The organism is Pseudarthrobacter sp. NPDC059871, assembly GCF_042731175.1.
Lineage (GTDB): Bacteria > Actinomycetota > Actinomycetes > Actinomycetales > Micrococcaceae > Arthrobacter.
Genome location: NZ_JBHWJV010000004.1, coordinates 244,028 through 256,944 on the forward strand (window position 1 = coordinate 244,028; position 12,917 = coordinate 256,944).

Below are 12,917 nucleotides of genomic sequence, written 5' to 3' on the forward strand. Positions count from 1 at the left end.
GGAGTGCCAAATCGAGAGCGCTGTTATCTGCGCTACTAGACCGGTCTAGGTGACCTTCCTCACTTAATCGTAGAATTTTCCACAAATATTCCTTGAAATCTCGCGGAATCCGCATTTTGAGCAAAGTTGTAGCAAGCAAACTGCCGAAAACCGGCACTGGTCCGGACCATAGCATTTAGGACACACCGATGAACCCGAGGAAGGGAACCGCAATGGGCGATCTGGCACAGAAGCCGCTGCTTGACGAAGCACCCACCACACATGCCGGACTGCTGGCATGGGTCGAAGAAGTTGCTGAGCTGACGCAGCCGGACCGCATCTACTGGGTTGACGGGTCCGAAGAGGAGAACGCGCGCCTCACCGATGAACTCGTTGCCGCCGGCACGCTGACCAGGCTCAATCAGGACCTGTTCCCCAACTCCTTCGCAGCTTTCTCCGATCCGGCCGATGTCGCCCGGGTCGAGGAGCAGACCTTCATCTGCTCCGAGAACAAGCGCGACGCCGGCTTCACCAACAACTGGATGGCTCCGGCGGAGATGAAGGAGAAGCTGCGCGGCCTGTTCGCGGGCTCCATGCGCGGCCGCACCATGTACGTCATCCCCTTCGTCATGGGCCACCTTGACGCGGAGGACCCCAAGTTCGGCGTCGAAATCACCGACAGCGCTTACGTTGTGGCCTCGATGCGCATCATGGCCCGCATCGGCACCGATGTCCTGGACCGCATCACCGAGACCAACGCCTTCTTCGTTCCGGCCCTGCACTCCCTGGGTGCGCCGCTGGAGCAGGGCCAGGCCGACGTGCCCTGGCCGTGCAACCCGGACAAGTGGATTGTCCACTTCCCGGAAGAGCGCTCCATCTGGTCGTTCGGCTCGGGCTACGGCGGCAACGCCCTGCTCGGCAAGAAGTGCTACGCCCTGCGTATCGCTTCCGTCATGGCCCGCGACGAGGGCTGGCTGGCCGAGCACATGCTCATCCTCAAGCTCACCTCGCCCGAGCAGAAGACGTACTACGTCTCCGCTGCCTTCCCGTCCGCCTGCGGCAAGACCAACCTTGCGCTGCTTGATCCCACCATCAGCGGCTGGAAGGTCGAGACCCTCGGCGACGACATCACCTGGATGCGTTTCGGCAAGGAAGGCGAGCTCCGCGCCGTTAACCCCGAAGCCGGCCTGTTCGGTGTGGCCCCCGGTACCGGCTGGGGCACCAACCCCAACGCCATGCGCGCCATCGCCAAGGGCAACAGCATCTTCACCAACGTTGCGATGACCGACGACGGCGGCGTGTGGTGGGAGGGCATGACCGAGGAAACCCCTGCGCACCTGACGGACTGGCAGGGCAACTCCTGGACGCCCGACTCGGACAAGCCCGCTGCGCACCCGAACTCCCGCTTCTGCACCCCGATCGACCAGATCGACATGCTTGCCGAGGAATACAACAGCCCGGAGGGTGTGGAGCTGTCCGCGATCCTGTTCGGCGGTCGCCGCAAGACCACCATCCCGCTGGTGACCGAGGCCCGCAGCTGGTCCAATGGCATCTTCATGGGCTCCACCCTGTCCTCCGAAACCACTGCAGCTGCAGCCGGTGCGGTGGGCGTGGTCCGCCGCGATCCCATGGCCATGCTGCCCTTCATCGGCTACGACGCAGGCGACTACCTGAACCACTGGGTCAACCTGTCCGCCAAGGCCAACCCTGAACGGCTGCCCAAGATCTTCCTGGTCAACTGGTTCCGCCGGAACTCCGAAGGCGGCTTCGCCTGGCCCGGGTTCGGCGACAACGCCCGCGTCCTCAAGTGGGCCATTGAGCGCCTCGAGGGCAAGGCCGACGCTGTCGAAACCCCCATCGGATTCGTTCCCACGGGCGAGGCCATTGACCTCGAAGGCCTGGACATGACCCCCGCCCAGGTGGAGGAAGCCGTCAAGGTTGACCCCGCCGAATGGGCCACCGAGCTGGCCTCCATCGAGGAGTGGTTCGACAACTTCGGCGGCTCGCTCCCGCAGGCGCTGCAGTCCGAGCTGAGCGGCCTGAAGTCCCGCCTGGCCTAGCACTTCTTCGCTGAGTACGACGACGGCCCCGCACCTTTTGCAGAGAAGGTGCGGGGCCGTCGTCGTACTTTTGCTTTTAAGAAGCCTGCCAGATGTCCGGGCCGAAGACTTCATAGTGGATGCGGGTTGCCGGGATGCCGGCGTTGATGGCCTCGTTGCGGATGTTCTTCATGAACGGCAGCGGACCGCACAGGTACAGGGACGCATCGGCGGGAAGGTCCACCTCGCGCAGGGACATGAATCCTTCCTTCGCACCGTCCACCGGTTGCTCCAGCCAGAGCTGCAGCTCGGCACCTTCCAGGCGCTTCACGTCATCCGTCATCTGGCCGCGCAGGGCCCAGCTGTCCAGGGTGCTTTCCGCGTGCAGCACGAGGACCTGCCGGTCGGAGCCGGTTTCGGCGAGCGAGCGCAGGATGGAGGCCGTAGGGGTGCAGCCGATGCCTGCCGAGGCCAGGACCACCGGGCCGTCGCCTTCCTTGAGCGTGATTTCGCCGTAGGGGTTCGAGATGTCGAGGATGTCGCCCACGTGGACATTGTTGTGCAGGACGGGGGAGACCTCACCGCCGTCGTCCTTCTTGGTGGTAAAGCTGCGGCTGGTGCCGGCTTCGCCCGACAGGGAGTACTGGCGCACCTGGCGCAGGCCGTCCGGAAGCTGGACCTTGACGCTGACGTACTGGCCCGGAAGTGCTTCGGTGATGGGGGTGTCGTCGGCTGGTTCCAGGGTGAACGTCATGGATCCGACGCCGGCCGGCGTCTTGGCGGCCACTCGCCACGGCGCCCACATCCTGCCGTTGGCCTGGGCCGCGTACAGGCCCTTTTCCAGTTTGATAAGCGCGTCTGCCATGAGCCAGTAGACCTCGGTCCAGGCCTCTGCGATTTCCGGGGTAATCACTTCGGCCAGGTCCTCGGCGATCGCGGCGAACAGGTGCTCGTAGACCACCTTGTACTGCGGTTCGGTGATGCCGAGGGAGGCGTGGCGGTGGGCGATGCGGGACAGCACGGTTTCCGGCAGGGTGCCCGGGTTGTTGACCAGGTGGGTCGCAAAAGCAGCGATGCTTCCGGCCAGGGCCTGCTGTTGGCTGCCGTTCCGCTGGTTGGAGCGGCTGAAAAGGCCATCGAGGAGTTCCGGGTGTGCGGCGAACAGGCGGGCGTAGAACTTGGGGGTAATGTCGCCGATCCGTGACCCCACCAGTGGCAGTGTGGCTTCGATGACGGGGCGGGATTTATCCGAGAGCATTGCGGACTCCTGAGGTTGGGACCGGGGCCTTCGTCCGGCCTTGGCGAAATGCTTGCATTTGAAATACAAGTATTTCTGCCTTAGTTCTACACCTCGTAGAAGTTTGAAATCAAACTGGGAGAAAGCTCCCGGCTGGGGGTGGTGCGGGGGCTGGCTACTGCCCCCGCTGCACGCTCGGACGGAGCGGTTCCAGCAGTTGCGGGCGGAGGCCGATCATCTCGAAAACGGGAGCCATTTGGCGGGACCCCGGAAGGTCGGCAATGACTACCGGATCAAGCTCACGGTAGAACGCCTCGCGTGCCCGGGCCAAGGCTGCGCGCAGCTTGCATTCATTGATCAGCGGGCAATTGCCGTTGGCGGTCATGCAGTCGGCCGGGTCCGTGCGGGTATCGAGCTCACGCAGGATCTGTCCCACGGTGGCTGTCCGGCCGGCGCTGCTCAGCCGGGAACCACCGGTGCGGCCCCGCTCCACATCGATCAGCCCCATGGTGCGGAGCCTGGCCATGGCCTTGCTGACGTGGTTGTACGGCGTCCCCACGGAGTCCGCAATGTTCTGCGTGGTCAGGAGCTGGCCGCCCGGAACGGCCGCCAGCACCATCAGTGCCCGCAGGCTGACGTCGGCAAACGCGTTGATTTTCATGGCGCGGCGCCTGGTCTAGTCCACCCAGATGGCGGGCTCGCTGGAGTCGGCCTCGAGCTGGCCGAACTCCCAGGCCTGGGTGGCGGCGTTGGCCGCGTAGCGAAGCACGGCGGCGAAAACCGAGCCGTCCCGATGCTCGGCGGCAACGTGGATGGCGTCGGAGTCCTCCTCCACCAGCAGGATGTCGCACACCAGGGCAGCGGCGCGGTAATCGTCCCGGTTCTGCTTCAACAGCGCGTTCAGGTCGCTGATCATGGCGTCAGCGTCGAACTCGGCGCCGCTTCCTCCCTCGGCGTCCGCCGGGGAGACGGCCACCAGCCGTACCTCGCCGTCGTTCTGCACCGTGAGGGCGAACGGGAGGAAGCCACCGGCGCGCTGAAGCTGCTCCTGGGCGGCGCTGACGCCGGTTCCGAGGAGATTTTCAAGATCGGTCGCCGTGGCTTCGGGGACAGAGTCCCGCCAGCTTTCCTGCCCCGCCGTGGCGGGTCCGGTATGGTCAGCCACGGGTTAGGCCCGCACGAGGGCCAGGACCCGGTCCCGGACCCGTTCCATCGTGGCCTGGTCTGTCGCTTCGGCGTTGAGCCGCAGGAAAGGTTCGGTGTTGGACGGCCGCAGGTTGAACCAGTAGCTGCCGTCGTTGGCCGTGAAGGTGCTGCCGTCCAGGGTGTCGATGGTGATGTCTTCGCCGGCGAAGTCTGCACGCACGCGCTCGACGGCGGCGGGCTTGTCCTCCACCTCGGAGTTGATCTCCCCGGAGCTGACATAGGGCTCGTACTCGCGGCCGAGCTCGGACAGCGGGCCGTCCTGCTCACCCAGTGCGGCCAGGACGTGCATGGCCGCCAGCATGCCGGTGTCCGCGTTCCAGAAGTCGCGGAAATAGAAGTGTGCCGAGTGCTCGCCGCCGAACACCGCGCCTTCCTCGGCCATGACTGCCTTGATGAAGGAGTGTCCCACGCGTGTACGGACGGCCCGGCCGCCGTCGTGCTCCACCAGCTCGGCCACCGCGCGGGACGTAAGGAGGTTGTGGATGATCGTGGGGGTGGCTTCGCCCTGGGCCTTCGCTCGGGCAATTTCGCGCCGGGCCACCATGCCGGTAACGGCCGACGGCGAGACGGGCTCGCCCTTTTCGTCCACCACGAAGCAGCGGTCGGCGTCGCCGTCGAAGGCCAGCCCGATGTCCGCGCCGTGTTGGATGACAGCGGCCTGCAGGTCCCGGAGGTTTTCCGGTTCCAGCGGGTTGGCGGGGTGGTTCGGGAAGGAACCGTCCAGTTCGAAGTACAGAGGGATGATGTCGAACGGCAGCTTGGGCAGCAGGGCGTCACCCAGAACGGCGGGCGTGGTCAGCCCGGCCATGCCGTTTCCGGCATCCACCACAACCTTCAGGCGGCGGGATCCCGAGAGGTCCACGAGCTTGCGGAGGTACTCGGAGTACTCCTTCAGGACGTCGCGCACGCCAATCTGGCCGCGCTGGCCGGCAGCCGGGATGGTCCCCGTGCTGAGGTAGTGCTCGGCCAGGGACTGGATGTCCTTCAGGCCTGTTTCGGAGGAGATGGGGACAGCGCCGGCCTTGGACATCTTGATGCCGTTGTAGCCGGCAGGATTGTGGCTGGCGGTGAAGGTGGCCCCCGCCCGGTAGAGGAGGCCGCAGGCGAAGTAGAGCTCGTCGGTGGAGATCAGGTCCAGCAGTTCCACGTTGGCGCCGCGGGTGGCAGCACCGTCGGCAAAAGCCTTGCTGAACTCGGGCGAGGAGGGGCGCATGTCGCCGCCCACCAGGATGGTCTGGCCTTCGAGCTGCAGGACGTCCACGAAAGCGGCCCCCACGGCTTCGACGATTTCGGCGGTGATCGATTCGCCCACAATGCCGCGGACGTCGTAGGCCTTGAAGGATGCCGAAAGGTCAAAAGTCGTTGTCTGTTCGCTAGTCACGGGCTTTATCTTACGTGGACCCGTGCGGTGCCTGTGGAGGGGGAGACGAGGGCTGGTGATTGTGACGGAAGGGATCTGTGGGCCTTTCCACATAACTGTTGGGCGGAGGCTGGTTGTCAGGGGCGGCTGGGATACTGAATCAATGGTTGATAACCGGAACGCCACCCTTTCCCAGACCGATACTGACTCTGACGCTGATTTTGGGGCTGCCGCTTCCTTTGCGCTGCCTTCCCCTCCGGGAGGTTCCGGTACCGGCACCCACGGCCAGGCGCTGGCGGTGCTGCGCGAGCTGGTGGGAAACTCGGGGGCAGATTTCCACGATGGCCAGTACGAGGCCATAGAGGCACTGGTCGACGGCGGCCGTCGGACTTTGGTGGTCCAGCGCACCGGGTGGGGCAAATCGGCTGTCTATTTCGTGGCGTCACTCCTGCTGCGCCGCCGCGGGGCGGGGCCCACCCTGATCGTGTCGCCGTTGCTGGCATTGATGCGTGACCAGGTGGCGGCTGCCGCCAGGGCCGGTGTCCGGGCCGTCGCCATTAACTCGGCGAACCAGTTGGAGTGGGACACCGTCCGCGAACAGCTTGCGGCGGACCAGGTTGACGTTCTCCTGGTCTCGCCGGAACGTTTGACCAACCCCTCTTTCCGGGAAAACCAGCTGCCGGAACTGATCCGGCGCACCGGACTGCTGGTCATCGATGAAGCCCACTGCATCTCGGACTGGGGCCACGACTTCCGTCCCGATTACCGCCGGATCGCAGACCTCATCGAGCAGTTGCCGGAATCGGTGCCGGTGCTGGCCACCACGGCCACCGCCAACTCCCGCGTGGTCCACGACATCGAAGAGCAACTCGGTGCCGGCGTCCTCACTATCCGCGGGGCCCTAGGCCGCGATTCGCTGCGGCTCGGCGTTTTGGCGCTACCTGACGCCCGTCAGCGCCTCGGGTGGCTGCTGACCCATCTGTCGGACCTGCCCGGCAGCGGCATCATCTACACCCTGACCGTTTCCGCCGCCGAGGACACCGCCCGGCTCTTGGCTGAGGCTGGGCACGAGGTGCTGTCCTACACCGGCCGTACCGACCCCGCAGACCGGGAACGCGCCGAGCAGCTGCTCAAGGACAACCAGGTCAAGGCCTTGGTGGCCACGTCCGCACTGGGCATGGGCTTCGACAAGCCGGACCTTGGGTTCGTGGTCCACCTCGGGGCGCCGTCGTCGCCGGTTGCCTACTACCAGCAGGTGGGCCGTGCAGGGCGTGGAGCCGCCAACGCCGATGTCCTGCTGTTGCCGGGCTCCGAGGACCGAGACATCTGGCAGTACTTCGCTACCGCGTCCATGCCCTCGGAGGAGAAAGCTGCCGCTGTCCTGACGGCGCTCGCCGAGGCGGGAAATGCCGTGTCCACCGTGGCGCTGGAAGCACGCGTGGACCTGCGCCGGACCCCGCTTGAGTTGCTGCTCAAGGTCCTCTCGGTGGATGGAGCCGTGGAACGGGTAGGCGGCGGCTGGCGCTCCACCGGGCGGCCGTGGGTCTATGACGCGGAGCGGTACCAGCGCATTGCCGAGGCCCGCGTGGATGAGCAGGACTCCATGATCATCTACCAGGACACAGCCGGGTGCCGGATGGAGTACATCACGTCCGTCCTCGACGATGAGACCGCCCACGCCTGTGGCCGGTGCGACAACTGCGCCGGGCAGTGGTTCCCCGCCGACGTCGCAGCTGATGCCACGAACGCGGCCGGGCAGACGCTCAGCAGGGCCGGCGGCGTCCTTGAGCCGCGGCTGCAGTGGCCCAGCGGGATGGACCGGCTGGGCGTTCCGGTCAAGGGAAAGATCAAGCCGCCGGAGGCGCTGTCAGAGGGCCGCGTCCTGGCCAGGCTGACCGATCTTGGCTGGGGCGGCGCCCTGCGCACAATCTTCGCCTCCGGCGCGGAAGACCGTCCGGTGGACCCTGCCATGCTGCAGGCCTGCGTCCAGGTCCTGCGGGAGTGGGGAACGGGTGACCCCCGGACGGCGGGCTGGAGCGGTGGTGGCCGGCCGGCCGCGATCGTGAGCATGCCGTCGCGCGGCAAACCGCAGCTGGTGGAATCCCTCGCCCGCGGGATTTCGGACATTGGCCGCATCCCTTACCTCGGCGGCCTGCAGCTGGCCCACGGAGGCCCCACAGGAAGCCGGGGCGGCAACAGCGCATACCGGCTGGCCGGGGTCTGGGACCGGGTGGTGGTTGGCCCCGAGCTAGAAGCGGCGTTGGCTTCCGTCCAGGGGCAGAGCGTGATGCTGATCGACGACCTGGCGGACAGCCGGTGGACCCTTACTGTCGCGGGGCGTGCCCTTCGGCAGGCCGGGGCAGGGGCTGTGCTTCCGCTGGTTCTGGCGCAGGCCGGTTGACCGCTGCTCCCGCATGCCGCGGGAGCAGGACACTGTCCACGGTACTGGCCAGCATCAGGACCGCCATGGCCAGGAAGGCTCCGCGGTACGGACCGGCGTCGTCGTGGGGGAATGAACCAAGCCCGTCGAAGATGCGGATCAGCAGGGCAGCCACTGCGATTCCGGAACCCGCTGCGAGCTGCACCAGGGTTGCCGAAACGGTATTGGCCGATGTCAGCTGGGCGGGGACGATATCGGCGTACTGCACCGACGCGTAGGACGAGAACCCGATGGAGCGGAACGCCCCGCTGCAGACCAGGAGGCCAAACGTTAGTACCTGCGGAGTCTCCGGGGTCAGCAGGGCGCACAGCGCAAAAGTGGCTGCTGAGGCGAGGGATGCGAACACCAGCATGGCCTTGAACCCGAAGCGGCGGATCAGGGGAGTGGTGGCCGGTTTGATGCCGATATTGCCGATGAAGACGGCTGCCACCATGATGCCCGCGTGGATAGGGGTCCAGCCGAAACCGGCCTGGAACATCAGGGGCAGCAGGAAGGGAACCGAGCTGATGGTCAGCCGGTAAACGAATCCGCCGGTGGCCATCGCGCGGAAGGTGCGGGTCCGGAATACCTCCAAGTTGAACAGGGGGTTGCTGGCCCGGCGCATCCAGAGCACGGCCGCGAGCAGGGAGGCTGCACCTGCCGCCGCACTGATAGCCGCCCAGGGGCCGTCCGGGTGGGAGCTGGCCAGCTCAAGGCCAACCACCAGGGCACCGACGCCCAGCGTGGTGAGGAACAGCCCGGGCCAGTCCAGCCGCCGCCCTTTGTCTCCAGGAGACGATGGGACCAGGCGCAGGGCCGCAAGGAAGGCCGCCAGTCCCAGCGGGAGGTTGATCAGGAAGATCCAGTGCCAGGACAGGTACGTGGTGAGTGCGCCACCCACCAAGGGTGCGAGGACCGGCGCCAGCAGGCCGGGCCAGACGAGGAACGCCGTGGCCCGCAAAAGCTCCGATTTAGGCGTGCCGCGCAGCACCACCAGCGTTCCCACCGGAACCATCATGGCGCCCCCGGCTCCCTGTGCGATGCGGCTCAGCGTCAGCGTGGTGAGGTCCTGGCTGAGGGCACAGGCCAGTGAAGCAACGGTGAAGATGGCGACGGCCAGGCAGAAGATCCGTCGCGCCCCGAAGCGTTCGGCCAGCCAGCCGCTGATGGGAATGCCGACGGCGACGGTGAGCAGGTAGGCCGTCATGGTGATGTTCACGTCTGCCGCGGGAACACTGAAGTCGGCTGAGATATTGGGGATGGCAGTGGTGAGGATTGTCCCGTCGAGGAACTCCATGAAAAACGTTGCTGCCACCAGGAGGGCCAGCCGCGGGCTCCATACCTGCGCGGCGTCCCCCTGCGCGTGGGCCCGATTTCTTACTGCCATCCGCTTATCCTGCCACCAGGCAGCCCGCGCCAGCAGAGTGCGTCCGATCCCCGGACGGCGCCAGCAAACCTCCCCGGGTACGCAAAAGGCCCCGGTCCAGGGACCGGGGCCGAACGCGGAGACGGGGGGATTTGAACCCCCGGTGGAGTTGTGCCCCACACTTCATTAGCAGTGAAGCCCATTCGGCCGCTCTGGCACGTCTCCAATTGCTATTCCTAGCCCACCAAGGATACGCAGATCCGGCCATGCAGTGCAAAACGGCTGCGGCCCCGCGACGCGGAAGGCTGGCCGGGGCCGGTCAGCCTAGGCAGCGGGCTGGACCGGGCGCACCATCCTGATCTCGGGCAGGTCCTCCCAGTCCGCCAAAGTGTCCTCCACGCCGTCCGGCATGAAGCCGAACCGGCGGTAGAAGCCGATGGCCCGGCTGTTGGCCGCGGCCACCCACAGGCTCGCAGCCTGGGTGCCAAGGGCGGTGCTGAGCAACTGCCGTCCCAGGCCCAGGCCCTGGTGGGATGCCAACAGGTACAGCCCCCACAGTTCCAGGGGGCCGGATTCCGGCGGCGGGGGTCCTTCCGCGGAATCCGGTGCGGGAACTGAACGCACACCGGCGAAGCCCACTACAGTGTCGCCGTCGCACGCCACCCACGCTTCGGCGGGGTCCGGCCGGTCCAGCAGGTGCCGCCACAGCGCCAGCCGGCCGTCCCTGTCCGCAGCTTCCAGGAACGCATCGGACAGCATCCCGCGGTAGGTTTCCTGCCAGCAACGGATGTGCACGTCCGCTAGCCGCTCCACATCCGTGGCAACAGCCCTGCGGACCGAGACAGCAGGCAGCAGCGAGACCTCAGGCCGAGGCACCGCAGGACCGGGCACCCCAGACCCAGAAACACCCGGCGCGGGCACGGCCGTCACGACGTTCCCCCCGCCAGCGCCTTCCACAGGAAGTGCTGGCTGCGGGCCTGCAAAGCAGCCGCCTGCCGGTTGTCCGACGCTCCAGCGTGGCCGCCCTCCAACGCCTCATGGAACCAGACATTGGGGATGCCCATGGCCAGCATGCGGGCCGCCATCTTTCGTGCCTGCACGGGGCCCACGCGGTCGTCCGAGGTGGCCGTCCAGATGAACGTTTCGGGGTATTCGATGCCGTCCTTGAGCAGGTGGTACGGGGAGAACGTCCGGATGTAGTCCCACTGCTCCGCAACGTCCGGGTCCCCGTACTCCGCGATCCAGGAGTGCCCGGCGGAAAGCTTGGTGTACCGGCGCATGTCCAGCAGCGGCACGCCACAGGAGACGGCCCGGAACAGGTCGGGGTAGCGGGTCAGCATGTTGCCCACCAGCAGCCCGCCATTCGAGCCGCCCACACAGCCCAAGCGCTCGCGGGAGGTGACGCCGCGGGAGATCAGGTCCCGTGCCACCGCGGCGAAGTCCTCGTAGGCTTTGTGCCGGTTTTCCTGCAGGGCGGCGCGGTGCCACGCCGGCCCGTATTCGCCGCCGCCGCGGATGTTCGCCACCACGTAGACGCCGCCGCGCGAGTGCGGCGCCTCCCCGCCGTCGACCGGCAGCCCGGTGGTCCGCCGCTCCAGCCAGGCCCGCCCCACCGTTCCGCTGTAGGCGGGCGTCCGGGAGACCTCGAAGCCGCCATAGCCGGAGAGCTGGGTGGGGTTCTGGCCGTCGAGGGGCAGGTTGTGGGAGGAGACCTGGAAGTACGGAACCCGTGTGCCGTCGTCGGAGACCGCGAAGTGCTGCTGGACCTCGTACTCGGCGTCGGAGAAGAACGACGGCGACGACTTCACCTCCGTGTGCCGGCTCACCACGCCGGGCGCCCCGGCGTCGTCGTGGCTGGTTTCGGGTGCGCCGCGTTCCAGTGTGCCGCGCATCAGCGTGCTGGGCGTGGTGAATCCGGTGGCGATGAGCCAGAAGTCGTCGCCCGCACCGCCGTCGGCCGCTGCTTCATCCTCATCGTCCACGGCATAGGCATTGACGTCATGCAGCGGCGGGCAGGCATCCAGGAGCGTGGAGGCCCAGGCGGATCCGTCCCCGAAGGACCCATCGGCAGCGTCCGCCGGGCGGGACGGGTCCAGCACCCGGATTTCCGAGGACACGTCCCGCAGGAGATTGAGGAGCAGGAAGTTCCGCGTCCAGCTCCACGACTGCATGGACGTGTGGGCGTCCGGCGTGAACAGCACCACGAGGTCCCGTGCTCCGGCCAGATAGTCCTCGAAATTGGCGGCGAGCAATGCGCCTGCCGGATAAGTGGTGCCCTCCAGCGCCCAGTCCCGCTGCGGACGGAACAGCAGCCATTCGCGGTGGGCGCTGACGTTGACGTCGGTGGGAACGTCGATGGCCACCCATGAACCGTCGCGCAGCACCAGGTTGGTCCGGTTGAAGAAGTCGATGTAGTCCACGGCGAAGGTGCGCTCGAAACCGGGGGTGGAGTCGTGCGCCACCACGGCCATCATGTGCTGTTCGGGAACCTCGAACAGCCGGGGTGCGCCGGCCAGGGTTTCGCCGCGTCTCAGGGTGACGCCGGTCCGGGCGTAGGAGGACGCCGTCCTGGGCAGCCCGTCAGCCGTGGAGGAGACCAGTAGGGTGTCCGCGTCCAGCCAGGACACGTTGCCCTTCGCCGTCGGGAGGTCAAAACCGCCCGCCGCCGGGTCAACAAAGGTGCGGGATTCGACGTTGAATTCCCTGTACCGGTTCGCGTCGCCGCCGTCGGGGGAGAGCGCCAGCAGCGCGTGCCGGTAAGGCTCGCCCGCGGCGGGCCGGAGGAACGTGGCACCGTGGAACACCCACTCCTCGCCCTCGGCGGCGGCCAGGGCGTCCACGTCCAGCAGGACATCCCATTCGGGGGAATCCGTGCAGTAGCTTTCCCACGTGGTGCGCCGCCACAGGCCCTTGGGGTTGTCCCGGTCCTTCCAGAAGTTGTAGTACCAGTCGCCGCGTTTGCCCACCATGGCGATCCGGTCGGTGGAGTCCAGCACCTCCAGGATGCTGCCCTCGAGCTCCGCGTAGTCTGCGTCCTCCAGGAGGTCCTCGGTGCGCGAGTTCTGCTCCTTGACCCAAGCGAGCTGCTCTTCGCCGTAGATCTCCTCGAGCCACACATTTTCGTCGGTTGGCTCCGGCGCGGGGCCGCCGGGGCCCCCGGGGCCGGTGCCCGCAGGCGTGCCGTCCGTGGGGGTGTTGCCGTGGCCGGACGCTGAGTCAGCTGCAGTGGTGGTCATGCGCCCCATCCAAACAACATCCGCGCGGGGGTGGCAAGTCAAGCGGCCAGCCGGTCCTCTTCACCTCAAGCCCGT

Annotated in this window: 9 protein-coding genes and 1 tRNA gene; 2 read left to right on the top strand and 8 right to left on the bottom strand. The window is 66.9% G+C overall.

From position 1 onward, the window contains the following. Positions 1 to 212: 212 nt before the first annotated feature. Complete coding sequence (locus ACFV4R_RS07980) at positions 213 to 2,039, top strand: phosphoenolpyruvate carboxykinase (GTP) (protein ID WP_377201844.1); 1,827 nt, start codon at positions 213 to 215, stop codon at positions 2,037 to 2,039. A 76-nt stretch (positions 2,040 to 2,115) separates the two neighbouring features. Here the strand turns inward: ACFV4R_RS07980 and ACFV4R_RS07985 are convergent, their stop codons facing one another. From ACFV4R_RS07985 to ACFV4R_RS08000, 4 genes are all read right to left on the bottom strand, one after another. Then, positions 2,116 to 3,276 (bottom strand): globin domain-containing protein, encoded by a 1,161-nt coding sequence (locus ACFV4R_RS07985; protein ID WP_377201845.1) that lies wholly within the window; start codon positions 3,274 to 3,276, stop codon positions 2,116 to 2,118. A gap of 154 nt (positions 3,277 to 3,430) precedes the next feature. Then, positions 3,431 to 3,916: an RrF2 family transcriptional regulator gene (locus ACFV4R_RS07990; RefSeq protein WP_377201846.1), complete on the bottom strand. Its 486-nt coding sequence runs from the start codon at positions 3,914 to 3,916 to the stop codon at positions 3,431 to 3,433. Positions 3,917 to 3,931: 15 nt separating this feature from the next. Further along, on the bottom strand, positions 3,932 to 4,420 hold the full coding sequence (locus ACFV4R_RS07995; protein WP_377201847.1) for a hypothetical protein: 489 nt from the start codon (positions 4,418 to 4,420) through the stop codon (positions 3,932 to 3,934). 3 nt (positions 4,421 to 4,423) lie between these two features. Beyond that, positions 4,424 to 5,842: a phosphomannomutase/phosphoglucomutase gene (locus tag ACFV4R_RS08000; RefSeq protein ID WP_377201848.1), complete on the bottom strand. Its 1,419-nt coding sequence runs from the start codon at positions 5,840 to 5,842 to the stop codon at positions 4,424 to 4,426. Positions 5,843 to 5,984: 142 nt separating this feature from the next. Between ACFV4R_RS08000 and ACFV4R_RS08005 the strand changes: the two genes are divergently transcribed. Then, positions 5,985 to 8,222, top strand: a complete 2,238-nt coding sequence (locus ACFV4R_RS08005; protein WP_377201849.1) for a RecQ family ATP-dependent DNA helicase — start codon at positions 5,985 to 5,987, stop codon at positions 8,220 to 8,222. Here ACFV4R_RS08005 and ACFV4R_RS08010 read toward each other — a convergent pair. From ACFV4R_RS08010 to ACFV4R_RS08025, 4 genes are all read right to left on the bottom strand, one after another. Further along, positions 8,146 to 9,627, bottom strand: coding sequence for an MFS transporter (locus ACFV4R_RS08010; RefSeq protein ID WP_377201850.1), 1,482 nt, complete (start codon positions 9,625 to 9,627; stop codon positions 8,146 to 8,148). The two genes, ACFV4R_RS08005 and ACFV4R_RS08010, sit on opposite strands and share 77 nt — an antisense overlap. 116 nt (positions 9,628 to 9,743) lie before the next feature. Further along, positions 9,744 to 9,831 (bottom strand) — tRNA-Ser (locus ACFV4R_RS08015). A gap of 99 nt (positions 9,832 to 9,930) precedes the next feature. Further along, positions 9,931 to 10,482 (bottom strand): GNAT family N-acetyltransferase, encoded by a 552-nt coding sequence (locus tag ACFV4R_RS08020; RefSeq protein ID WP_377201851.1) that lies wholly within the window; start codon positions 10,480 to 10,482, stop codon positions 9,931 to 9,933. Between the two features lie 50 nt (positions 10,483 to 10,532). Beyond that, positions 10,533 to 12,842, bottom strand: a complete 2,310-nt coding sequence (locus ACFV4R_RS08025; protein WP_377201852.1) for a prolyl oligopeptidase family protein — start codon at positions 12,840 to 12,842, stop codon at positions 10,533 to 10,535. Positions 12,843 to 12,917 lie beyond the last annotated feature (75 nt).

What these genes read in the sequence shown, in the direction of transcription:
- ACFV4R_RS07990 (WP_377201846.1), bottom strand. Translation starts at nt 3,916, where the DNA reads ATGAAAATCAACGCGTTTGCCGACGTCAGCCTGCGGGCACTGATGGTG.
- ACFV4R_RS07985 (WP_377201845.1), bottom strand. Translation starts at nt 3,276, where the DNA reads ATGCTCTCGGATAAATCCCGCCCCGTCATCGAAGCCACACTGCCACTG.
- ACFV4R_RS08010 (WP_377201850.1), bottom strand. Translation starts at nt 9,627, where the DNA reads ATGGCAGTAAGAAATCGGGCCCACGCGCAGGGGGACGCCGCGCAGGTA.
- ACFV4R_RS08025 (WP_377201852.1), bottom strand. Translation starts at nt 12,842, where the DNA reads ATGACCACCACTGCAGCTGACTCAGCGTCCGGCCACGGCAACACCCCC.
- ACFV4R_RS07980 (WP_377201844.1), top strand. Translation starts at nt 213, where the DNA reads ATGGGCGATCTGGCACAGAAGCCGCTGCTTGACGAAGCACCCACCACA.
- ACFV4R_RS08005 (WP_377201849.1), top strand. Translation starts at nt 5,985, where the DNA reads ATGGTTGATAACCGGAACGCCACCCTTTCCCAGACCGATACTGACTCT.